Origin of the sequence: Bacillus sp. FJAT-29814 (genome assembly GCF_001510715.1) — a bacterium.
In the GTDB taxonomy this organism is placed as follows: Bacteria; Bacillota; Bacilli; order Bacillales; family Cytobacillaceae; genus Neobacillus.
The window spans coordinates 146,653-171,127 of sequence record NZ_LMTJ01000007.1 but is presented as its reverse complement, the minus strand read 5'-3'; the positions used below and the strand labels follow the sequence as shown (position 1 = coordinate 171,127).

Annotated in this window: 21 protein-coding genes; 14 read left to right on the top strand and 7 right to left on the bottom strand. The window is 42.2% G+C overall.

Translation table 11 applies throughout. The features are described from left to right. Positions 1-27: 27 nt before the first annotated feature. Positions 28-1,647: an MFS transporter gene (locus tag AR334_RS19735; protein ID WP_066316120.1), complete on the bottom strand. Its 1,620-nt coding sequence runs from the start codon at positions 1,645-1,647 to the stop codon at positions 28-30. Between the two features lie 197 nt (positions 1,648-1,844). Beyond that, positions 1,845-2,990, bottom strand: a complete 1,146-nt coding sequence (locus tag AR334_RS19730) for a YhgE/Pip domain-containing protein (RefSeq protein WP_066316118.1) — start codon at positions 2,988-2,990, stop codon at positions 1,845-1,847. A gap of 128 nt (positions 2,991-3,118) precedes the next feature. Here AR334_RS19730 and AR334_RS19725 point away from each other — a divergent pair, with 128 nt between their 5' ends. The 6 genes from AR334_RS19725 to AR334_RS19695 all read left to right on the top strand — a co-directional run bounded on the left by AR334_RS19725 (position 3,119) and on the right by AR334_RS19695 (position 9,843). After that, positions 3,119-3,703 (top strand): TetR/AcrR family transcriptional regulator, encoded by a 585-nt coding sequence (locus AR334_RS19725; RefSeq protein ID WP_066316116.1) that lies wholly within the window; start codon positions 3,119-3,121, stop codon positions 3,701-3,703. Between the two features lie 1,616 nt (positions 3,704-5,319). Then, positions 5,320-6,564: a TerD family protein gene (locus tag AR334_RS19715; protein WP_066316109.1), complete on the top strand. Its 1,245-nt coding sequence runs from the start codon at positions 5,320-5,322 to the stop codon at positions 6,562-6,564. A gap of 301 nt (positions 6,565-6,865) precedes the next feature. Then, the gene (locus tag AR334_RS19710; protein WP_066316102.1) at positions 6,866-7,594 is read left to right on the top strand and encodes an amino acid ABC transporter ATP-binding protein; all 729 of its coding nucleotides are present in this window, start codon (positions 6,866-6,868) and stop codon (positions 7,592-7,594) included. 19 nt (positions 7,595-7,613) lie between these two features. Then, on the top strand, positions 7,614-8,453 hold the full coding sequence (locus tag AR334_RS19705; RefSeq protein ID WP_066316098.1) for a transporter substrate-binding domain-containing protein: 840 nt from the start codon (positions 7,614-7,616) through the stop codon (positions 8,451-8,453). A gap of 73 nt (positions 8,454-8,526) precedes the next feature. Further along, positions 8,527-9,180, top strand: a complete 654-nt coding sequence (locus AR334_RS19700; protein WP_066316095.1) for an amino acid ABC transporter permease — start codon at positions 8,527-8,529, stop codon at positions 9,178-9,180. Between the two features lie 12 nt (positions 9,181-9,192). Further along, a complete protein-coding gene (locus tag AR334_RS19695; protein ID WP_066316079.1) occupies positions 9,193-9,843 on the top strand; it encodes an amino acid ABC transporter permease in 651 nt (216 codons plus the stop codon). Between the two features lie 381 nt (positions 9,844-10,224). On the opposite strand, the gene AR334_RS19690 is transcribed toward AR334_RS19695, so the two are convergent. Both AR334_RS19690 and AR334_RS19685 read right to left on the bottom strand, forming a co-directional pair. Beyond that, a complete protein-coding gene (locus AR334_RS19690) occupies positions 10,225-11,259 on the bottom strand; it encodes a M14 family zinc carboxypeptidase (protein ID WP_066316077.1) in 1,035 nt (344 codons plus the stop codon). Positions 11,260-11,822: 563 nt separating this feature from the next. Continuing rightward, positions 11,823-13,661, bottom strand: a complete 1,839-nt coding sequence (locus tag AR334_RS19685) for a choice-of-anchor L domain-containing protein (RefSeq protein ID WP_066316074.1) — start codon at positions 13,659-13,661, stop codon at positions 11,823-11,825. Positions 13,662-13,800: 139 nt separating this feature from the next. On the opposite strand from AR334_RS19685, the gene AR334_RS19680 reads away from it, so the two are divergent. From AR334_RS19680 to manA, 3 genes are all read left to right on the top strand, one after another. Beyond that, entirely contained in the window at positions 13,801-15,837 is a 2,037-nt protein-coding gene (locus AR334_RS19680) for an AAA family ATPase (RefSeq protein WP_066316070.1), read from the top strand. Positions 15,838-16,083: 246 nt separating this feature from the next. Then, entirely contained in the window at positions 16,084-16,947 is an 864-nt protein-coding gene (locus tag AR334_RS19675) for an ROK family protein (RefSeq protein ID WP_066316067.1), read from the top strand. Between the two features lie 195 nt (positions 16,948-17,142). Next, on the top strand, positions 17,143-18,093 hold the full coding sequence (gene manA / locus AR334_RS19670) for a mannose-6-phosphate isomerase, class I (RefSeq protein WP_253701328.1): 951 nt from the start codon (positions 17,143-17,145) through the stop codon (positions 18,091-18,093). 118 nt (positions 18,094-18,211) lie between these two features. Here the strand turns inward: manA and AR334_RS19665 are convergent, their stop codons facing one another. Together AR334_RS19665 and AR334_RS19660 are read right to left on the bottom strand one after the other, a co-directional pair. Then, positions 18,212-18,394, bottom strand: coding sequence for a hypothetical protein (locus AR334_RS19665; RefSeq protein WP_066316055.1), 183 nt, complete (start codon positions 18,392-18,394; stop codon positions 18,212-18,214). Between the two features lie 42 nt (positions 18,395-18,436). Then, entirely contained in the window at positions 18,437-18,922 is a 486-nt protein-coding gene (locus AR334_RS19660; RefSeq protein ID WP_066316048.1) for a sigma-70 family RNA polymerase sigma factor, read from the bottom strand. Positions 18,923-19,288: 366 nt separating this feature from the next. Between AR334_RS19660 and AR334_RS19655 the strand changes: the two genes are divergently transcribed. Together AR334_RS19655 and AR334_RS19650 are read left to right on the top strand one after the other, a co-directional pair. Further along, positions 19,289-20,029, top strand: a complete 741-nt coding sequence (locus AR334_RS19655) for a hypothetical protein (protein WP_066316040.1) — start codon at positions 19,289-19,291, stop codon at positions 20,027-20,029. Between the two features lie 256 nt (positions 20,030-20,285). Further along, positions 20,286-20,801, top strand: coding sequence for a DoxX family membrane protein (locus tag AR334_RS19650; RefSeq protein ID WP_066316031.1), 516 nt, complete (start codon positions 20,286-20,288; stop codon positions 20,799-20,801). Between the two features lie 128 nt (positions 20,802-20,929). Here AR334_RS19650 and AR334_RS19645 read toward each other — a convergent pair whose 3' ends face one another. Further along, a complete protein-coding gene (locus AR334_RS19645; protein ID WP_066316026.1) occupies positions 20,930-21,466 on the bottom strand; it encodes a GbsR/MarR family transcriptional regulator in 537 nt (178 codons plus the stop codon). A gap of 256 nt (positions 21,467-21,722) precedes the next feature. On the opposite strand from AR334_RS19645, the gene AR334_RS19640 reads away from it, so the two are divergent. Genes AR334_RS19640 through AR334_RS19630 form a run of 3 tightly spaced genes read left to right on the top strand, consistent with a single transcriptional unit; the run spans position 21,723 to position 24,470 of the window. Then, on the top strand, positions 21,723-22,862 hold the full coding sequence (locus AR334_RS19640) for a betaine/proline/choline family ABC transporter ATP-binding protein (RefSeq protein ID WP_066316023.1): 1,140 nt from the start codon (positions 21,723-21,725) through the stop codon (positions 22,860-22,862). 12 nt (positions 22,863-22,874) lie between these two features. Then, positions 22,875-23,528 (top strand): ABC transporter permease, encoded by a 654-nt coding sequence (locus AR334_RS19635; protein WP_066316022.1) that lies wholly within the window; start codon positions 22,875-22,877, stop codon positions 23,526-23,528. Positions 23,529-23,543: 15 nt separating this feature from the next. Next, entirely contained in the window at positions 23,544-24,470 is a 927-nt protein-coding gene (locus AR334_RS19630; RefSeq protein ID WP_066316019.1) for an osmoprotectant ABC transporter substrate-binding protein, read from the top strand. Positions 24,471-24,475: the final 5 nt, after the last annotated feature.

The window sequence follows — 24,475 nt, the reverse complement described above, 5'->3', positions numbered from 1 at the left end:
GTCTTTACGCTCTTTCCCATCAAAGAATCAAGCTTTTTGCTGCAGGGCTCTGCTACGAATAGGTTCTAAAATAATGGCTAATAGAACAACAAGCGCTGCAATGACGACTGTTGAATAGAATAATCCTCCATATCCATCTTGTGCAGCCATTAAGGTAATTTGATCTACACTTGATTGGATGACCTCTTTTAATGTTGGATCTTGGATTTGCTCCACTACCTTTGCGTAGTCGGTGTTCGATGAAGGATGACTGGTAGACATGGTGCTGACTACCTGCTGAAATTCTTGCATCGCTTCTGGGCTTAAATCAGCACTTTCCATCTTCTTCTGCAAAATTTTGCTGAAATCACTTTGGAATAGACTTGGCAGTTGATTAAACCCTCGTACAATAAATCCAGCATAAATGGCCGGGGCAATTGTCATCCCAATTTGACGGGAGAGGGAAAGCCCAGCTAGTGCTGATCCTTTATCCTTTTCAAGACGCTCTGTCGCTAAAATATTTAATGGCGCTCCTAAAAGAATCCCCATCCCAAGACCGGCAATACAGGAAGAAATGATAAATTGCCACTTCAAATCAATCCATGTTGGGAATAACACAAAACCAATCGCCGTGATGAGGCCAGATAAAAAAACGGCAAGAATGGGTCCTTTTTTATCAACAAGAATCCCGCCAAATGCAGCACCGAAACCAGATGCTAATGCCAACGGTGTCATCCAATAGCCTGAGTTTTCAGCAGCGATTCCTAATACTTGCTCTGAAAAAGCGGGAATAAAAATCATTCCTGCCAGTAATGCACCTGATAGCGCACCAATTAATAATGTCAATAAATAAGTAGGACGAACCAGTAAGCTGACGGGCAATATCGGGTCCCCATTCCGACTTTCTAAAGAACGGTCATAAAAGATTAATCCTGTAAATAAGACAATTCCTGCAAGTAAGAAGCCATAAACATCTGGAATCGCCAGGCTTTCTAGTAAAGACGCCCCTTCAATGTTTGTTAGACCATACATGATACTAAGAACGGCTAATGATAAAAGAATTGTTCCAATTAAATCTAGTTTCCCAACAGAAGGTTCTCTCGTCTCTTGGATTTTCAGGGCTCCCAAAACAGCTAATATCACAGCAATCGGCACATTAATGAGGAAGAGAAAATGCCAATTTCCTGTTATATCCAAAATTGCACTGCCAAGGTTTGGACCCAGAATAGCACCAATCCCGTTCATCGCCCCTAACATTCCTAGTGCTTTCCCTTGTTTTTCAGCTGGGAATGTACTTAACACATGGGAGCTGCCAATGATGAAGATTCCACCGCCGCCCATTGCTTGGATGAAACGAGCTGCTAAATAAAATCCAAAGTTCGGGCTTAGCGCTACCAATAAGGAACCAAGTCCAAATAGGGCAATTTCCACGATGAATAGTTTTTTCCGGCCATATCGATCGGAAATTTTACCTACAATCGGAATACTAATGGCTAAGCCAAGTGTATAAATCGTTACACCCCAAGCACCCCAGTTGGCTGAAACATCGAACGAACTGTTAATCGTTGTTAGAGCAGCACTTATTATCCCGTTATCGAGGGCTGCCATTAATACCCCGAAACAGAACAACGTAATCGCCCAAGTGGAACTCGAGGATTTATTACTCATACCTTCATCTCCTTTTATTTTTTATGACGAATACAAAGTGACACATGTGTCACTTTGTATAAAAAAATAGAGCTACAACCTAAATTATAAATCGTTATGGAGATTATTACAAAAGATTTTTCCAGATAAGTGTGATAGGCCAACCGGATTGGTTGGCTTTTTCGCGGTTTAGTTTTTGAAGCCCGCGCCCATGATTGTTATTTTGCAGTTTGTACACGTGCTGGTTTAAAAATAGACAGAACGTAAATGATTAAACCGACAATCCCCATTCCTAAAATGATGTTAAAGGATTGGCCAGTGTAGAAGCCGCTGCCGAAGTAGAAAATTTCACGTAAACCGTCAGCAGCAAAGCGAATCGGAATCCAAGGGCGAATGAAGGTTACAAAGAAATCTGGAAGCATTTCTTTTGGCATCATGAGAACTCCCATACCTAACAGCATCACTACCATGAATAAGGTAATGGCCGGTTTGCCAATCCATGCCGTAACAGCTGATACTAATAAGAAGAAACAGAAGGCTGCAAACGATACGAACGAACCAACTAAGAAATAGCTAGGCATATTAATACCAGCGATGGAGCCTAATGTGGCAACGGTAAAGCCTGAGAAGAGGGCAATAATAATCCCAAATAAAACTTGGCCGCTCATTAATCGTAGTGTTTGTTTACGTGTTACCACACCCTTTTTCAAAATGTTTGATATTGATAAGAATAAAATGAAACCACCAATTAATGCACCTACCCAAGCAGGGACTGCCATTAAGGTCGGGGCACTGCCGTTTGCTGTGGAGGCCGTAATGGCATTGAATACTTTCTCCTCAGCAACAATCGGGTTTACGAGTACAGCTGCTTGATTGGAATCGATTTGTTGATCCTGCATTTTTGCGATAAAGTTGGCAGAATATTGTTTGTTCAATTGCGTGATTAACGAGTTTAAAGCAGTCTTTGCATAGTTTGCGCCTGTCATGTTATAGCCTTGATTTATATAAATCTTTATGGTTGCCGGAGAGTTGTTTGTCATCACGTTTTGCAAGGAATTGTTATAACCTTCAGGTAACACTAATGCTGCATAATACTTTTTTTCTTTAAATAAATCTTCAATGTTTGCTTCTTTTTCATTTGTAAAAGCTAACATCGGTGCTTCCCCATCGATACCCTTACTCATTTTTGTAATGGTTGATTGGACCGCACCTACATGATTTCCCTCATCATTGACAATAAGAGCAACAGGTAGATTTTTTACTTTTGGATCACCTTGAGCGAATAAGTTTACCGAGAACAGAGCAATGATTAATATAACAGCAATGGGAGCAGCCCATGCTAATTTTTCTTTAAACAATCTCAATTGATTTCACCCTTTCTGAATTTCCAACATGTTGTTGAATGGTATGTGAATATCTTATAATCTGGGAGTACTTAAAGCAATGAACAAAAGTGAAGAGGTTGTTGGATTTTAAGAAGAAGGTGATGGTTATGAGCATTTATACAGAAAAAAACCGAAAAACAAAGCAGTTGATTCAAAACTCATTTATGCAAATTTTGGAGAATAAGCCGTTTGAATCCATTACAATCGGGGACATAACGAAAGCAGCCCAAATTAACCGTGGGACTTTTTATTTTCACTTTATCAATAAATACGAATTGCTGGATCAAATTGAGCAGCAGCTGTTTGCGGATTTAGGAAATCATATTGATGAATTGCAATCTCGCTATTTACCGACTCAAACGGTGGAAAAGGGGCAAGAGCATTTAGCGGATACCTTATTCAGCTTTATTGAAATGCATTCGCCGCTCTTAAAGATTTTCTTAAGCGATCATGGCAGAGCGGGTTTTCACCTTCGATTTCGAGATTCCTTTTCAGCAAAGGTGCGCTCCAATCTAGAGAAAAATGAAAGCTTTCTTGCCAATTTAAAGGTCCCGATGGATTACTTTTTGGCCTTTATCACGTCTGCTTTTTTAGGATTAATCGAACAATGGGTTCAGAATGGTTTAGATAAAACGCCTCAAGAAATGACCGCATTATATATTGATATTATTTCTTTTATTCAAAGGAATTAGCGAGGAAAATAAGCAGGATAAAACTCATCCACAAATACTAATGGATGCCTACCATTGTTCTTAAACTCAAAATAAAACCTGCGGTGAACCGTATCATAAGTAAATAAGGTTTTTAGCCGAACGCCTCTCTTATGGTTGGAGAGGCTAGAACATAATAAGTTTTTTAGCGAAAATTGAAAGATAAAGAAAATGGATTGACAAATGTAGGAAGTCTAATAAACTAAAAATAGTTCTATCATTCTTCTTGTCTAAGCTACTACGCAAGTCGTATTTTCCGTTTACAATTCTCCAATTAAAGTCACATTAAACCTCTTATTTTCACTCATTCATTTTGAAAATCTTTCCAAAAGTTCAAATAATTCATTTGTGGCATTGATATGTTAGCTATTAAATACCCTTGGTTCTGCATTAGTCGATGATTTATTACAATACTCATGAGAAGTACATCCTTTTGAAAAAAAGGATGCTGTAAAAGATATGATCATTAGATAGGAGTAGGGATGCTATGGGATTTGAAGAAGAATACCATGCCTTTTTGAATGCTCATTTGCAGGCAAGAGCCGGTGAACGGCTGCGGCGTTTACAAGAAGGTCACGGTCAGGCTGAAATGTTGTTTTTGAAGCAAGTGTGGTGGCCTTTATTTTACCACTTCAAGTATCTTCATCCAGAATATGAAGTCGATGATTTCAAGGATGGCAAAAGGTATTTGGATTTTGCTTATATTCGTCCGGNATCTTCATCCAGAATATGAAGTCGATGATTTCAAGGATGGCAAAAGGTATTTGGATTTTGCTTATATTCGTCCGGCCATCCGGATTTGCTTTGAAGTCGACGGGTATGGCCCTCACCTAAAGAACATAAGCAGATGGCAATTTTCCGACAACCTGGAACGGCAAAATCAGCTGGTGATTGATGGATGGACCGTGATCCGCTTTTCATATGACCAAGTGAAGGAGAAACCTCGTCGATGTCAACAGATTGTGCAACAAGTGATTGGCCAGTGGCTGGGTGATGAAATGGACCAGACATCTTTGTCCTTTTTCGAAAAGGAAGTGATTCGGCTAACGATTCGAAAGGGAGAAGCCATATCCCCTAAAGAAGTAGGGAAGTATTTAGAGCTAAGTGACAAGACGGTAAAAAAAGTACTATCTCAATTAGTCGATAAAAAGATGTTGATTCCCGCATCTGGGATTAAGAGAGTCCGAACCTATCAGTTGGGGAATCAAGTGAAGCACCAAATCACTCAACCTAATAAATAGTCGGAAAAATCCTTTTAATCGGTAAATAAAGTAAAAAAATAGCTTTAATAGTCGGAGATTTCCGCCTATTGACTCGAAAGAAGTGAAAAAAAGGGGGGGTTCTTTGAATTAACCGGAAATCTCCCCTTATTTATCCCTGGAAACGACTCCATTCAGCAAATAACCGGAAAACTCCGCTTATTTTACTTTCGTGATAGTCCAATATTCGTCAATACCCTGTTGTTGTTATAAGGATTGTCCTCACTATGCTGCTAAAAATATATTTGCTCACTTAAATCGGTGCGTGCAATTTTTCATTTTTTTTGTAAGTAAACGTTATTATAAAATCAGTGCATAGATAAGGAAGGAATGGTTTAGATGAATCAATTGCTTCAAATGGGAGCAAACACGGTTTTACATTCTCCTAAAGGTCATGTGGCTGTTAGCTATGAAATTTCTAATACGATCGATATTTCCCTAACAGCTTTCCTTTTAACTGATGCGGATAAGGTACAAGGAGATAGCGGAATTATCTTTTATAATCAACCAACGAGCTCTTCTGGAGTGGCAACCCTTATACCGCCTGTGAATTTGGGGGATACAAAAGTACATAAACTTGAGTTTGACATGAGTAAAGTTCCTCAAGGTATTACTAAAATAGCGATTACGCTTACGGAGGATAATGGCACGGGTTTTTCAAATGTAAAGAATTTAAAGGCAGAGATCTTTACTGATAACAATAGCATCCAATTAACCCCATCTAGTTTCGCAAAGGAAAATGGAATCGTCGTATTAGAATTATATGTTAGGAATGGCCAAACAAAGGCAAGATCAGTATGGCGTGGATTTGATTCTGGCCTTGAAGGTTTATGTAGAAATTATGGTGTAGAGGTTGAGTCTGAGGAGCAAATAAGTCCTCCTGAACCCAAAACGATTGCACAAGTACCAAAAGAACCTATTAAGGCCGTAACAGTACCTGAAAATAATAGCAACCAAACGGTCGTGTCGACGATCAGCCTTGAAAAAGTAAAAGGTAATATAAGTCTCGACAAGGGTCAAAAGCCAGTTTTAATTGAAAAAACACCAGAAATTACGGCAACCGTATCTTGGAAGACAGGGACAGATTACGATATATATGCTTTAGTCTATACAAAGGACGGCAGGCAGGTAGATGTAGCGATGTTTGGGGCGCAGGGAACGCCTTCCCTGAGACAGTTTGGCAATGGTGCAGTGGAACATATGGGGGATGTTGGGCGAAACGATGGACCGATTAAGACGGAAGTCATTAAATTAAGGTTAAATAACGATATTCTCGCAGTGGTCCCTGTCGTTTATTCGGCCCAGTCAAATGGAACAGGCTCATTCTACAGATACAAGGTGTCGATGAGTATCGATAACCATAGAGGAACCTCCGTTACGATATCCTCCAACAATGCAAATAATAATGATACCATTTACACCTGTGTGCCCGGAATCCTTCATAATACGCCAGATGGCGTGATCATAAGCCCATTTGAGCTTTATAGTAAGCGCAACTCAGAGCGCAGGCCCAAACTTAAGATGGGGCCTTCAAATATGGTAGAAGTGATCATGGATAAAGGACCAGTAAATGATTATAAGTAGACAGGGAATAGTAATTTTTTGAAATAGATATTATAGAATAGCAGGCTGCTTCCTTAACAGGGAGCAGCCTTTTCGTATGGGATTTATTAATTAGTAGCTTCCTTTGTTTTTTCAAAAAAGCTAAGAATTGCTCGATATATAATTTAAAATTTCAAAATAATATTTACTATTTCCTAAATGAAATGTACTATAATAATAGTTGTCAATTATTTGTTTATTCTAAATATGGTCAAAAATCAGCAAGTTCCAACATCTTGGCGGTTTCTATATAAGAAAAAGGACAACTTGGAGGGGGTTTGGCATGATTCGGTTTGATTCCGTAAACAAGTATTATGGGGACTTTCATGTTCTCAAAGATATTAATCTCGAAATTCAAAAGGGAGAAGTGGTCGTGGTCATCGGTCCTTCAGGATCAGGGAAAAGTACGATGCTTCGCTGCATTAATCGGTTGGAAACCATTACCGATGGAGAACTGACGGTTAATGGAGTGAAGGTAAACGACAGCAAGACCAACATTAATGAGTTAAGGCGAAATATTGGCATGGTTTTTCAGCATTTTAACTTATATCCGCATAAAACGGTGCTTGATAACATAACCATTGCACCAACGATGGTGTTAAAACAGTCCAAAGAGGAAGCGGAGAAAACAGCCAGATATTATCTTGAAAAAGTTGGGATTCCGGATAAGGCAAATTCTTTTCCATCCCAGCTTTCCGGAGGCCAGCAGCAGCGGGTGGCAATAGCCAGGGGACTGGCCATGAAGCCTGAAATCATGCTGTTTGATGAGCCGACATCGGCACTGGATCCAGAGATGATTGGGGAAGTGCTTGATGTTATGAAGACCTTGGCAAAGGAAGGGATGACGATGGTCGTCGTCACCCATGAAATGGGCTTTGCCAAAGAAGTGGCGGACCGGATTATATTTATGGACCATGGGAGAATTCTAGAACAGGGGAAACCGGCTGATTTTTACGCGAATCCAAAGGAAGAAAGAGCTCGCGTATTTCTTAGCCGTATTTTAAATCATTAAAAAAACAAGGGGGATTTCTATGTTTAAGAGTAAAACAATGAAACTAGCCGGAGTTCTTTTACTTTCGGCATCCATGCTGTTAGCGGCATGCGGCAAGAGTGATGAAAAAACTTCAGGATCAGAGTCAGGTTCAGGGTCAGGGTCAGCTCCTAAAAATGCGCTGGAGCAAATTAAAGACAAGGGCAAAATGGTTGTCGGCGTAAAATATGATACAAGACTATTTGGACTGAAGAACCCATCCACTGGGGATGTCGAAGGTTTTGATATTGATATTTCAAAACAATTGGCAAAAGAAATCCTTGGCGACGAGAAAAAGATTGAGTTTAAAGAGGTTACCTCGAAAACTCGGATTCCGATGTTAAATAACGGCGATATTGATATGATTGTCGCCACGATGACGATTTCAGAGGAACGGAAGAAAGAGGTTGATTTCTCTGATGTCTACTTCGATGCAGGTCAGTCCCTGCTTGTGAAAAAAGGCAGCCCGATCAAAGGCCTTGAAGATTTGAAAAAAGGTACGAAGGTTCTTGCGGTTAAAGGCTCCACATCAGCCATTAACATTCGTGAAAAAGCGCCGGATACCACCGTTTTGGAGTTTGAAAACTATACCGAAGCCTTCACAGCTTTAAAGTCCGGCCAAGGGGATGCCCTAACTACGGATGATTCCATCCTTTATGGCATGGTTGACCAGGATTCAAACTATACATTGGTTGGCGGTACGTTTACAGAAGAGCCTTACGGAATTGCTGTTAAAAAAGGAAATAAAGAATTAGTTGACGCCATCAATGACGCTTTAAAGAAGTTGAAAGACAGCGGAAAGTATGACGAAATCAAAGATAAATGGATTAAAAACAACTAACATCTGGTGATATCAGGATGGGCGAAGGGGTGCCCATCCTGACCACTTCTTATGAAAAAGGGGGGAGATCAATATGATTGATTTTTCTATTCTGGTCGATAATCTCGATACATATTTGGAAGGATTTAAAAACACGATCTTTGCCAGTCTCATCGGCCTAATCGGGAGCTTTATTATTGGCGTGATTGTTGCCGTTATGAGAATTGCCCCGATTAAACCGCTAAACTGGCTTGGAACCGCGTATGTCGAGTTTATACGAAATATACCTCTTCTTATCATTGCCTTCTTCTTTTATGTCGGTCTTCCTGCGGTTGGCGTTACGTTGACCGGATTCGTGGCAGGTACGATTGCCCTTGCCATTTATACCGCCTCCTTTATTGCCGAAGCGATCCGAGCTGGAATACAATCTGTACCGAAAGGGCAAATGGAAGCAGCCCGCTCATCGGGTCTTACTTATTTGCAGGCGATGAGGACAATTATTTTGCCGCAGGCGATAAAAATTGTCATACCGCCGATTGGCAATCAGTTTATTAATCTTGTAAAAAACTCATCGATTTTGGGAATCATTGCCGGGTTGGATTTAATGTACTTTGGGGATATTGTTTCTTCCCATACTTTTGTAACGTTTGATGTGTATATTTTTGTCGCGCTGTTTTACCTTGTGTTGACCATACCATTAAGTCTTGGCGTTGGCTATTTGGAAAAGCGCCTGGCGCGAAGCCATTAAGGAGGGGGAATTATGGATATAGCAGGAGCACTTTCAGCCGATCATTTAAAATTCCTCGCCGATGGTTTTTGGGTGACGTTATACATTGCCTTTATTTCGATTATATTAAGTTTCATTATTGGAATTCTATTAGGTACATTGCGGTATGCCAAGATTCCGGTTGTCTCAAAGGTAGTGGCTGTCCTGATTGAAACGATTCGAAATATGCCGCTACTGCTCATCATTTTCTTTACCTTTTTCGCACTCCCGGAAGTGGGAATCAAGCTTAACGTCACGACCGCAGCGATCGCCGCTTTAACCGTATTCGAATCGGCGATGCTGGCGGAGATTGTCCGTGGCGGGTTAAATTCCATCGATAAAGGTCAAATTGAAGCAGCGCGGTCATCGGGATTAACCTACATCCAAACGTTATGGCATATTGTCATGCCGCAAGCACTTCGGAGAATGATTCCGCCGATCGTCAGCCAATTTATTTCATTATTGAAGGACACTTCCTTATGTGTCATCATCGCCTTGCCGGAATTCATGCACAATGCCCAAATCATCTATGCGCAGAATGTAAACTATATCATACCGGTGTTCGTCCTCGTCGCTTTCATGTACTTCATCGTCAACTACTGCCTATCATTGGTAGCGCGTCGATTGGAGAGCAGGCAGGCTTGATACTATTTCTTATGAAGCGCGTCTTAGAAAACAAGAAACCACCCAAAGGGTGGTTCGCAGAATTAGCAGTTGCTAGGAGAAGTGTTCGCGCACTTCTCCTTTTTATTTTTAGCTCTGTTATAGCTGAGTGTGATTTCGTTGTGTTTTAAAAAATAGACGGAGGATTTCCGGTTATTTTGGGAAATACCTATATTTCTCTAAAAATAAGCGGAGTTTTTCCGCTTATCTTATTAAAATCTTTGGATTTTTCCTTATTTGGAGCCATTAACCGGAAATTCTCCGCTTATTAATTCTCATACCTACACAAAAAATCAACAATAAATAAAAACAGAGCCTTACTTATAATAAAAAATTTTTTTATGGAATTTGGATGCTTCTTTTTTAATAGCTGTAGTGTTGCTCCGGAAGATTATCGTAAACCGCTGGGTCCGCTTTTAATATAGACCCGTTTGCGATGGCATTGGCAGTCGCATCCATAGCAGTAAAGGCTTGCTTAATGAGGTGCCCGTTCGACTTCTGGCCAAGGACATACGGCTCATACGAATGGTCTGCCATCCCGCGCATTTCAAACAGCATGACGGAGATTCCATATTGAAGTGCCAATGCATTGGAGGCAACGCTTGTATTGGTCGTTGGCTCATCGTATTTCAGGACAAATCCCCAACCCTTCGAATTCACACTGTCTAAAAGGACAGAAGCCAGTTTCTTGGAGCCTAGTAAAACCTCAGGATCCACATCCGGGTGATAGGGAGCCAGTACCGAACCGGAAGTTAGCTTTCCGAAATAATCCTCTTGCGTGCCTTGATGGTGGAAATCTATCGCGTAATCAATTTTATATTTTTTGAGGACATTATTGTGCAATGCTTGTGTTTCAGGTGCCCGTTTGTTTACATGGTCGCGGTTAAGGTCCAGTCTGTCCGCGTTATAGCGGGTCAAATGGCGCCCACTGGCCATGTAGTTATCAAGTGAGAAATTCACATCTCCCATAGCTCCATCTACGTTAAACATCGGGACAATGAGAATATTGACATTGTTCAGCATTTCCTGTATTTTTTTCGAGTTTGACCCAAGATGGCGGATATACTCAAGTGCTCCTTCCGTCGTTAACGCTTCGTTCCCGTGCTGTTGGGTTAGGAATAAGACGGTTGGGTTTTCTTGGTTGGTTATGTACTTGGCAAGAAACAGGTCACGGCCTTTTACAGATTGGCCAATCACTTCGAGTTCCATATGCGGCTGTCTAGCATCCTCCTTTTTTAGGAAAGCAGCCATTTCGTCATAGGTGGTCAGCATGGCCGTTTGTACCGTTTCGTTTCCGTTGACATCGGGTCCGTTACCGGCTGCAAATGTCGGTGTAAGTGCCAAACCGGAAGTGGCAATCGCTGCAGATAAGGATAGTGCGAGCATCTTTTTCTTCATCTATATATCCCCTTTCAAGTGATATTAACCTTATTATAATGGGGGGTTCTAGCAAATTTCCATATATTATGAAAATTCAGATTAAAATGAGGCGAAATTACTAGATAATAGATTGTGGAAAGGGCCTGTATTTTTTAATGTCAAATTTGCCGAATGGACAGAAGGGGGAGCGGCTGTCTGGAAACACTATTGCTTATTCTCATAAATATCCACTACTTTAGAACTGATCCAGCCAGCTAACGTCCCCCATCTGATAAATAGACGGAGGAATTCCGCTTAATTAGTAAAAAGTATAAAAATTAGCTAAAATAGGCGGAGAATTTCCGCCTATTGACTGAAAAAATGTAAAAATGAGGGCTTTTTTTTGGAATAACCGGAAAATCTCCGCTTATTTACACTGAAATGTGCACAATTCTACAAATAACCGGAAAACCTCCGCTTATTTTTCGCTAGTTCAGTCAATGGGCTGTGACGATCATTCCAAGGAATTAGGAAAAAATAAGTGCCTGATTACCACCCGTCAAAATATCGGCGTTATTCGGGGTGATACCAGGCACCATTTTTTATTTTTTATGAATAACTATGCTGCCGCCACCAAGGACAGTAGTTGGATCGGTATCATCCAGTCCGCCTAGCTGGTTGTCATAGATAACGGAATTGCTTTTTCGATCCCAGATTTTAATCCTAAATTTATCCTTGCCATCCCCCTTTAACTGTCCATCTATAGCCGTAAGCATAAAGCCGTAATCACCCGAACCATTTATTGTACCGGTTCCTTTATATTGGGCTTTTGTTCCGGCAATTACCAGCCAATCATAACTGCTGCTGTGGAAGTTCAAATTTCCGGCTTTAAACTGGAATTCTGTTTGGCCATCCGGTGTGGAGGCCCCCTTTTTATATTTTGAAACAAAGCCAAAACTGGCCTTTCCAGTCAGGGATGGATCAGCGGTATAGGCTCCACTTGGGGAGTTAATCCATCCGCCCCCTGTCACAAATCCCGCATCTGGGTCATAAACGACAACATATTGTTCGGCTATAACAGATATTGAGCCGCCGTCGTCATCGGCCACGGTCAATTGAATTTTGTAAATACCTGCTGTTGAGTAGCTGTGTTGGTTGCTAACCGTACCAGAACCGTTAGATTCGTTGATTGATCCGATTGTTGTAGTGCCGTCTCCCCAGTTCCATTCGGCCGTGTGCGTATCGTGAATGCCGGGGTCCGTAAAGGATGCGGAAGACGTGATGGAGGTGTTGACCGGTACAGGGTCAACAGGAACTGATATCGGACCTGCGGTTGGAGCCACATTGTTAACGATCAGACTAAAGGAAGACACTGCACTGGCAGTACCATCATCTGCCGTGATTGTCACAGGTTGATTTAAATCGTCAGCTGCCTCATAGGACCAGTTCCATGTTCCGCTTTCATTTGTTCCTGTCTGGGTTACAGTTCCCAAGTCAGCACTTAGAGTGACTGTATCATTTGAATTCGAATCGGACCAATTACCGGTATTGCTTGCCGTTTGCCCTTCATTAATCACGACTTCCGGACTGTCTGATTCGATTACAGGAGCCTGATTTGATATCGGTGTATCCTTGAAACTCCCAGCCTTAATAAACACATTTGAATCTAAGTTTCTATCCCCCGCATCAGCAATGGCCATTTTAATATGATTGACTACCCCTTTATTTACAGGCACTTCCACAAACAACACTGTAGTCAATCCATCCATTTCCGTATTGATGCTGCCATTACTGTTATTAATGTAGTACTGGTAATTCTTTCCTGAATTCACATTGTTAATAGAAACGGGTGTGTTCGTGCCCGGAATTAGCGCTGCATTGACCCCATTAATAAAGAAACCAAATACATCATTAAAATTCTGATTTACGTACTCAGGGTATTCATCGGAAGAAAACACGTATTCAAAAGAGATAATGTCATTATTAGGAGTAAAATCAAATTCCAGAACAGCGGCGTCCATTGTACTGTAACCGGGAATAAGAGTATTGAGATTCGTGTCACCAGGGGTGTTGTTTACTGTTGTGACTCCGGTGTATTTATTTGGACCAACCACATTCTGAGTTTTCCCAGTACTTAAAACAATTCCGTCGTTAAACCCGATGATTCCATCCCCGCCAGTAAATGTGCCAGTCGCAACTGGAGCTCCTGTATACTTTACATTTTGGACTTCCACTCCACCCCCTAGCAGATTCTGAACCAGCATTTCTGGTGTAAGACTGGGAGAAATATTTGTGGTTGACAGCCCAGTAGATGTAATTGACATTTGCGGCTCTCCCGTTATTCCCTCTCCTGTTCTGTCATCCTCCGCAAAAGCCGGACTTAACAAACTAAGACTTAAAACAATACCACTTAAACTTGATACCCATTTACGCTTTTTCAAAAACATGCCTCCTTCAATCTCATAAATATTTAGCCTTTTCCTTTAAATGGTATACAAAAATTACTCTCAAAAGGGTCTCATAATAGTCTCAAAATTTAGAATATAATAAAGATAAGAATGCTCTCAGGGAGGTGGCTTGATGAATCAGCATGTGAATATCCTAAAAGATACCGATTACTTTGTGGGACGTGATGAGGAGCTTTTTCAAATGAAACTACATATTTCAGGTAAGGGGAAATGGAGGTGGCTGCATCTATACGGCCAAGGGGGAATAGGCAAAACCACCCTGCTTAAGCGGTTCAAATCAAGCTTAGAGAAAGACATGTACATTTATATTGATGGAAATCGGGGAATCAGACAGAAGGAGGATGTATGGGAACAGATTAAAGAACAGCTGCAGGAGAGGGGCATTTTCTTATTAAAAGAAGAAGATTGTATCGAACGATTGATACAATACTCACAAGACCAAAGGTGCCACATTGTTTTGATGATGGATTCATTTGAAAAATTTCGTTCAGTGGAAAATTGGCTGATCCAACTATTTGAACGGCTGATCAGGGATGTGAACATTATTACCATGGGCCGGAATTCTTTAACGGGCGGTTGGCTCCGTTCTGGGTTGCGGAGTGTAACCTATTCACACCAGCTCCAGGCCCTGACTTACGCTGAAGTTAATCTTTATGCAAGTAAAAGAGGGATTCTAAATCAAGATGCACAGAACCAACTTTTTCAATTTTCCGGAGGTATTCCTCTTGCGATGGTGCTTGCAATCGAAGTAATGATCCAAGGGAACGGGAAAAATAAGCTTGAAGCAAGCAGCAAAAACAAGTTGATTAGTGTATTAATGGATGAATTGCTCAACGGACTTCCGCCGTTTATGTACCCTTTATTGGAGGGAGCTTCTGTTTATTTGTGGTTCAATGAGGAAAGACTTTCAAAGGTTTTAGATGTGGAATTTACTACACAGCACTTTCGGAATCTGATCAAATTGCCGGTTATTGTACAGCAAGAAGAAGGCTGGATGCTTCATGATACAGTCAGGGATTGGCTTCAGAATGATATGATGCAGCGTAAACCCCATACATATGAACAAATGAGGGTAAAAGCGCTTCAGCACATTCAATTGGAAGAACAATTACGTCCTGAGCTTCTAAATAAGCTTCGGATGGATAAATTGTATTTGCATGAAAACCCCATTGTTCGAAATACGATTTTTCTAGGGAATGTATCGGATATTGAGGTTCGGGAATGCCAGGAAAGTGACTTGCCTGCTGTCCGATCATTATATATGCGTTATGTTAATAATGGAGCCGTGGAGCACTCTACCGAATGTCATATGGAGCATTTAATCAGACCCATTTGGGAAGAAGATCCTTCTTGTTTGTATACAATATGGAAACAAAATGAACTGGTTGCCTTTTATGCGATGATTCCATTAACAAGCAGAATGATTAGCATATTAGAGAAGGAGCCGTTATTACAGCCCTTATTGCTGGGGTGGAAGCCAAAGGAAAATGCGTATTTATTGGCCATCATGGGAATAGAGCTGGATATGGAAGCGCAAATTCGCAGCAGTTTTTTGAATGTCCTGATTAACCATATTTCCACCGCAGATTGGCTTGTCGATTTTACGTGCCAGCAAGAATGGTTCCCATTGTTCGAAATACTCGGGTTTGACCGGGCCTCATGGGGTGATGCAGCTACAAATGCCGGAACGGAATACCGGGCATTTATCCTTGATCTTTCAGACGAAGATATGATTACGAAATTTGGAAAGAAGGGTACTTCCCCAGTTATGTTGGAGGGGTTAAGCCAGGTAGAACCGAACAGTGGGAAAGACGAGCTTAAGAAGATTCTAAAAGAATGGTCAAGTCTTTATAGGAATAGGGCAATCTGCGAAAAATACTACCGTTTATTCCCACATCGGAAAAAAGGTAGGGAGTCATTGGAAGACACAGGTTCTGCGATTCAAAAGGATATTCTTCAGGCAATCGACTTTTTATCGTCCGGCAATGACCGGGACGCCTTAATGGGTAAAGTGCTTAAATATTCCTATACGATGGGGATCCGCCCACAAGAGCTAGTTGCAGAAAAAATCAACCTTTCATTGGCTTCGTATTATCGCTATCTCAATAAAGCCTTGGAAAGTCTGTATGATTTATTAGCTAATCCATGATGGGCAAGGGAGGCCAGGGTGCCAGGGGTGGCCAGGGGGATCGATCTGGTGGCTTCTTGAAATCCACCAGAAGCGTCCCCCTGCTTTCTGTTCCATTTGATCGCATGTTTGGTATAGTATGGGAAGGGGGACGCCCTTTTATATTGGTGGGTGGACTGGGCTTTTAAAGAATAGTAAGCTGTTGGAATGGTATTATACTGGAAGAATTGATATTTGGCATAATCAAAATAGTTGGAGGTAATGGATATGTTAGCGGCGATTGAAGCGGGCGGGACAAAGTTTGTCTGTGCTGTTGGCGATGAAAACGGAAATATTGTAGAGCGGACTCAGATTCCTACCACTGTTCCGGAGGAAACAATGGGGAAGGTCATCGAGTTTTTTCGAAACTTTTCAGTAGATGCGATTGGGATTGGTTCATTCGGACCGATTGATATCAATCAGGAAAGTCCCACATACGGCTTTATTACATCTACTCCGAAAATCGCGTGGAAGGATTATCCGTTTGTCCAAGCGATGAAGGATGCGTTTGCTGTTCCAGTCGGATTTAATACGGATGTCAATGCCGCGGCATTAGGGGAAGCTAGTCTCGGTGCCGCAAAAGGATTGGACAGCTGTTTATACATAACGGTCGGTACTGGCATAGGTGCCGGAGCATTTGTCCAGGACCAATTGCTTCAAGGGCTTTCGCATCCTGAAATGGGCCATATCCTGGTGCGGCGCCATCCGGATGATCCTTATAAGGGCAGGTGCCCTTATCACCATGATTGCTTGGAGGGTCTTGCGGCAGGGCCGGCGATTGAGGAGCGCTGGGGAGTCAAAGGTGTTGAATTGGCGGCGAGGGCGGAAGTCTGGGATTTAGAAGGCTACTACCTGGCCCAGGCCATCATGCAATACGTTCTGATTCTTTCTCCGAAAAAAATTATCCTTGGCGGTGGAGTAAGTCACCAAGAGCAAGTATTCACCTCCATCTATAAATATTTGCCGGAGCTGGTGCAGGGGTACGTATCATTACCGGAGCTTTCAAGTTATATTGTTCGCCCGGGATTGGGCGATGAAGCCGGAATTACCGGGGCGTTGCTCCTGGCGCATCAGGCCTTAAAAAGCAAATAGAATTGTACGGGTGACAGGCACCATTTGGTGACCTGCCACTGTGGTAAGATTGCTAATGGTGTCAGGCACCATTTGGTGACTTATGACTGTGCTAAGATTACTTATGGTGTCAGGCACCATTTCGTGACCTACCACTGTGTTAAGATTGTTAATGGCACGAGGTGCTAGTTGAAGCTTATTGGAAATTAGGAGGTTATTGTTTTGAAGCCATTGTTTTTAAAACCTGTCTTTAAAGAGCGAATTTGGGGCGGGACAGCATTAAATGATGAGTTTGGATACGAGATACCGAATGAACATACAGGGGAATGCTGGGCCATTTCGGCCCATCCGAACGGCCCGTCTGTAATTGAAAACGGCCCGTATGCCGGTTTGACGTTGGACCAGCTTTGGCGAGAGCATCCGGAACTGTTTGGCCGCCCAGATCAACCAGTCTTTCCGTTATTGACGAAGATTCTAGATGCGAATATGGATTTGTCTGTTCAGGTGCATCCGGATGATGCTTATGCAAAGGTCCATGAAAATGGGGATCTGGGCAAGACGGAGTGCTGGTATATCATCGATTGTAAAGAAGATGCGGATATGATTTTCGGCCATAACGCAGGGTCCAGGGAAGAGCTGATAGCGCAAATCGAGGCGGGAAACTGGAACCAGCTGCTTCGCCGGGTGAAAATTAAGCCGGGAGACTTTTTCTTTGTCCCGAGTGGATCGATTCATGCCTTGTGTGAAGGGACACTCGTTTTAGAAACCCAGCAAAGCTCGGATACCACTTATCGTGTCTACGATTATGACCGCCGGGATGAGCAAGGGAATTTGCGTGAGCTGCACCTGGAGAAAGCGATTGATGTCACCACGGTGCCGCATCATGATTCTGTGAGCGAACCAAGAGTGGAAGAACGCAAAAATGCCGTGGTTACCACCTTTGTCGATTCGGAGTTTTTTACCGTTTATAAATGGGAGATTAAGGGGCAGGAGCCTTTCTCGTTTGATTACAAGTATTTGCTTCTGAGTGTCATTAGGGGTAATGGCCAGCTCTTGCATCGCGGAGAGCAGTATGACTTGAATAAAGGCACGAACCTGATTATCCCTGTCGGCTTTGGGACATTTGATATAGCCGGAGAATGTGAAGTAATCGTATCGCACACGTAATAAAGATATGAAAATCGATAAAAAAGATTTATGTTAAAGTGCCGTAGAATTAGTTCATAAAAAACGTAAGGCGCAGCTGTCCTCCTCCCATGAAGAGTACAGCTGCGCCTGCTCTATCTTATATGAGGGGCTTCCCGGCATCTGGAGAAAGGTTGGGGTCGCCTCCTCCAATAATAAGGGAACTATCGGTGACCTGGTCGTTTTTTGCAACATTGCTCACGTCTTTCTGATTCGCCCGCCCTGTCAAATCCCCTTTCAAGGTATTTTGAAATTCTTGTGGAGTATGATTATCCTTTTTCATTCTGCACCTACCTTTTTTCTGGTAGTGTTTGTTATATTCGCCTCATTTATTCAAAACTAATTCTTTCACCCTCTTTCTCGCCCCGGAACGCCACAACTTCACCGCCGATACCGAGACATTTTCCCATTCGGCGATTTCCTTGATGGACAGATCCTTCATAGCCGTATAAAACACCCATTTTCGTTGGTTTGGCGTCAATGCTTCACAATAGGTTTGCAGCATCTCTGCTTCTAATGGTTGGTCTATATAGGCCTCACTTGTATTCTCCCAAAACTCCTCACTTGGGCAAATGCTCCGGCGATACTGTTTTATGTCTTTATCCAGCTGTAATAGCAACCTGCCTTTGATAAAGGTATAGGCATAGTTTGTAAAATTACCCTTGTTCGGGTCAAAACGGTTACTGGCCTCCCAGAGGGCGATGAGGCCGGTTTGATAGAATTCATCCTGGTTTCTAAAAATATGGAGTGAGTTGATGATTTTGTGAATCATCGGCTTGTACTGTTCTGCTAATTGATCAAAACTTTCCAAAGGTAGATTCCTTCAGGAAAGCGCGCTTTTCCATGTATTCCCGGGTACCTCTACCATATCGGGAATCGCCAATTCCAGCGAATGACGCTTTTTCGTTTTTGAACAGCATTACGGTGGCAAACCGTCAGTTTTAGCATTGAAAATTCACTTTTGAGGTCGTTTTTGTGATTTTGGGACAATTTCTATATCAATTTATATTTTTTATCCTAGAAGGGGGCTGATAGAGGCTAATTTTTAGAAGGATTGGGTAAACGGAAAAACAGAGAAACCAAACCTTATAGTATAATAAATGAATCTGGCTAAAGTTAAGACTGTTTCTTATCCCAACTAACACAGCAGAAATATACTTCTTTGGAGGATATGAAAATGGATGATGAATGGTACGATAGTTATGACGGTGGGATCTATAGCGGCGGCGCTACAAAGGGCACAAAAAGGAAAACGAGGATACCCCGGTTTAGAAGTATCATCCGTAAAGGAAATCGTAGGAGACGTTCTAGAAGAGGGAATGTAAGCGACCCCGAAACAACGATTGCCATGTGGGTCGTCATTACAGTCATACTATCAGCCATACTTCATAGGGAATGGATATTTGCCTTCCTCTATGCAATATTTTTTCTTTATACGCTCAGAACGAAGGATATCTGGCTAATCAGATATGTATCGGTCGTTCTTACATGGATGGGTGTACTGTTCTTTGTGGCAATCGAATTAGCTGTAGTACTAAATTTAATGTTAGGCAGCAATATATTACAAGATCCTGCCACCCAGACTGCTTACGGATACATTATTAAAGTGCCGTTATTAAGCTGGTCGATTGTATGGCTGCTGGAGCATTGGTTTGACTGGATTCGCCGCAGAAAAGACTTCGTAGAAAAACGGAAGTCCCTCATAGATCGTCTACCTAGACTGTGTTTCGCCGCGTCAATTGTAATACTAATATTGGGACTAGTACGTTCGCTTTACACAGTATACTACTGGGGTTTCTGGAGCTTAACTATGATTAGTATCATTAACTCTTGGACAACTCCTTTCATCATTGGGATCACTTTGTTAGGAAGAGTTTCTCAGAGATTAGCAAAGAGCAGCACTGGAAGGTTTCTTTAAGGGAAAGCAACAAAAGCCCGACTAGCGGATAGAAGCTAGCCGGGCTTTTTTCAATCCAAAAAAATAAGGAAAACAAAACGCGATTCCGCTAAATATTAGTGTATTTGCCAGGTTGTTCAAATATTTGTCAAACCATTTTTAACACTTTGTGAACATAACACTATGACTATGTTAATAACAGGGGGAATGCTATATATTGTAAATGTAAGGAGCAAACATTAATAACGGAGCAAGAAAATATAAGGGGGAAACAAACATGTTTAACAAATTTTTAAGAGAAAATAAGATCTCAGCTGCCATTCTATTAGTCATTCGTTTATATCTTGGATACTCTTGGTTTACAGCAGGTTTTCATAAAATCACTGGCGGATTCGACGCTTCCGGATTCTTAAAAGGAGTAACCGCTAATCCTGTAAAAGGTCCTGATGGAGCCGTGGTTTACGGCTGGTATGTAGAATTCTTAAAAGGATTTGCACTTCCAAATGTAGATCTCTTTAACGTTATTGTCCCTTGGGGCGAAACACTAATCGGTTTAGGTTTACTATTAGGTTGCTTAACGACAGCTGCCATGTTCTTCGGCTTAGTAATGAACTTCTCTTTCTTCTTAGCCGGTACAGTATCTCATAACCCAACAGATATCTTCTTAGGTTTCATTATCCTAGCTGCAGGCTACAACGCCGGCCGTTACGGCTTAGACCGTTGGGTGATTCCGTTCATCCGCAAGACAGCAAAATTAAATAATGACAAAGGTACAACAAGGTCAGCTGCATAAAGCAAAAGCCAGGAGGACATCGGTTCTCCTGGCTTTTTTTTGCCTCCAACGCAATTCACTTGAAAAGGTCAAACTGGAATAGCAAATATTAGGGTCAAAAGCTTTGTGACGTAGTGCTTTATCCAACCCTATCGCTTTGGAACATGATTAAAGATTTCTCCGCTATCAAAGAATTCAACCAGCTCGGCCAACCATTGATAATAATCGTGCCATTCCTTCGTTTCCTTCAGTAGTATATGAATCTTTTGTTCCAAATCTTTATCTAATGCCTCGGTTTCAAGCAAAGCTTGCAGTTCGGCGGCCATCTTTTTCTCAAATATTTTGTTTTTCTGGATTGCCTTTCGCCAATTGGATGTAAACAACGAAATGAAGGTTTGATAATAGTCCTGCTCTACACTGTATAAATCTTTGCGGACTCCTTTTTCAAAAACCTTCTCGGCAATATTGAAATCGACCATCTCGCGGACGACCTGGCTCATCCGGGTTTTGCTCATCCCGGTCTCCTCAGATAAATCATCCAATGTCATTGGTTTTCGATTCATATATATGATACCGAGTACTCTCCCAACAGTAGCTGTAACCCCGTATGTTTGCATGTTATCGGCTATTTTCTCCACGAACTGCTCTTCGATCCGTTTAATCTTGTCTAATGGCTGTTCATCCAAAAGAACTCACCCTTCCAATTACCCATCTACCTTGCCACTATATCACACTTTTCGTAAAAGCTGAAAAGGAATATCATTCAGAAACAACGAGGAAATGGGAGGATTTTTAAGAAAAAGTTACAAAAAACCTTATTTATTACATATAATTTATGCATTTTGGGCAATTAATAAAATTTATAAACTTTTTATTTTACAAACTTTACGCTATACTGAATTTATATAATTTTCATATTTCGTATTATTGGAGGTGCTTCATTTGCTTAAATTTGACCATGTTTCAAAGGTGTATAAAGGAGGGAAACGGGCGGTTCATGATCTCAACTTGGAAATTAGCAAAGGGGAATTCATCTGTTTTATCGGACCAAGCGGATGCGGAAAAACGACGACGATGAAGATGATTAACCGGTTGATTGAACCAACCGAAGGAAAGATTTTTATTAATGGTGTCAACATTATGGATAGTGACCCGGTTCAGTTGCGACGGGAAATCGGCTATGTGATTCAGCAAATTGGTTTGTTTCCGCATATGACCATTCAAGAAAATATCTCCTTGGTTTTACGATTATTAAAAGTCCCCGAAGAACAACGCCATGCCCGGGCCCGGGAATTACTGACGCTTGTCGACATGACCCCCGATTATTTAGAAAAATATCCGCATGAATTGAGCGGTGGCCAGCAGCAGCGGATTGGCGTCCTGCGCGCCTTGGCAGCAGATCAGCCCCTGATTTTGATGGATGAGCCATTTGGCGCATTGGACCCAATCACTCGCGAATCCCTGCAGGAAGAATTTAAAAAACTGCAACGAAAGCTGGATAAAACGATTGTGTTTGTTACGCACGATATGGATGAAGCCCTGAAATTGGCCGATCGCATCGTGATTATGAAGGACGGGCAAATTGTCCAATGTGATACACCTGATGAAATTTTGCGTAATCCGGCCAATGAATTTGTCGAGGAGTTTATCGGAAAAGATCGTCTCGTCCAGGCAAGGCCGAATATCCAAACCGTCGGCCAAATCATGAATCCAAGTCCAATCACTATTACTGGGGAACGCACGCTTTCTGAAGCGATTCAATTAATGAAGCAGCATCGCGTCGATTCCTTGTTGGTTGTCGATGAGTTGAAGGTGCTGCAAGGGTATATTGATGTCCAAATAATTGACCAAAATCGGAAAAAGGCAAGCTTCGTTAAAGAGGTTGTGGAAACAGAAATTTTTACTGTTAGTAAACGGGCGCTTGTCCGTGATACGATCCGTAAAATCTTAAAAATGGGCATGAAATACGTCCCAGTTGTCGATGACAAACGTCGTCTTGTCGGGATTGTTACAAGAGCTAGTTTAGTAGATATTGTCTATGATTCGATTTGGGGCGTAGATGACTTGTCAAAAATAGGGTAGGAGGGGAGAAACATGGATACAATTCTCCAATTCTTTGGCACAAATGGCAGTGAAATGCTGTATAAGACATGGGAGCACTTATATATTTCGGTTATTGCCGCATTGTTGGGCATTCTCATTGCTGTGCCTCTCGGAGTGGCGCTAACGCGGTTTCCGAAAGGGGCAGGATTTGTGATGGGGGTATTAGGGGTAATACAAACCGTTCCAAGTTTTGCCATTCTTGCATTCTTTATTCCCCTTTTAGGCGTTGGGAAAACCCCGGCTATTATTGCCCTCTTTTTCTATTCGGTCCTACCTATCCTGAGAAACACTTATACGGGAGTAAGTGGCGTTCAGAAGAGCCTGCTCGAGGCTGGCCGCGGGATGGGAATGACTGGATGGGAACGGATTCGGTTAGTGGAAGTGCCGCTTGCGATTCCGGTCATCATGGCAGGAATCCGCTTATCGACTGTATATTTAATTGGCTGGGCCACCTTGGCATCGTTTATTGGCGGTGGGGGTCTCGGAGATTATATTTTCAGCGGCTTGAACCTTTATCAGCCCGAATTCATTATTGCTGGTGCGGTTCCGGTCACAATTTTAGCGTTATTGACTGACCTAATATTAGGCAAAGTCGAAGGCTGGGTAACCCCTGCAGGAATGAAAAAGATGAGAGAAGCAGCTTAGGGAGGGGGCGCATGTATGTATAAAAAGAATAAACATTTGATGATGGTCATCATGCTGGCGCTATCTGTTGTCCTGAGCGGCTGTTCCCTCCCTGGTTTGAGCGCAGGCGCTGCAAACACAATTAAGGTGGGGACACTGGGGACGTCAGAGTCACAGATTATGGGAAACATTGTTCGCATGATGATTGAACATTACACCGATGCCAAAGTGGAAATGGTGAATAATTTAGGATCCTCGATTGTTCAGCATCAGGCCATGATGAATGGGGATATCGATATTTCGGCGACACGTTACACCGGAACCGACCTTGCAGGAGCACTGGCGATGGAACCAGTAAAAGACCCCGAGGAAGCGCTTGAGATTGTTCAACGCGAATTTCAAAAACGCTTTGACCAAACGTGGTTTGATTCATACGGCTTTGCCAATTCCTACGCGTTTACGGTGACGAGATCACTGGCGGAAAAAGAAAACCTGAAAAGCGTTTCTGACTTGGAACCATTGGTTTCTGATTTGAGATTAGGTGTCGACAATTCCTGGTTAAAGCGGAAAGGGGACGGCTATGAGGGCTTTGTCGACGAGTACGGCTTTGAATTCGGCAAAACCTTCCCGATGCAGATTGGCTTAGTGTATCAAGCGGCAGCCAACGGGGAAATGGATGTCGTACTCGCCTATACGACCGATGGACGCATCAAGGCTTTTGATTTGAAGGTGTTGGAGGACGACAAACGTTTCTTCCCCCCGTATGATACGTCACCTGTCGCCCGCAACGATGCATTAAAGGCACATCCTGAGTTGAAAGGGATCCTTGAAAAGCTGTCTGGCCAAATCAGTACCGAAAAAATGCAGGAACTGAATTACGAGGCAGACGGAAAAATGAAGGAACCGGCGATAGTTGCGAAGGAATTTTTAGAAGAACACAATTATTTTGAAGGAGAGGGGTGAAGAGG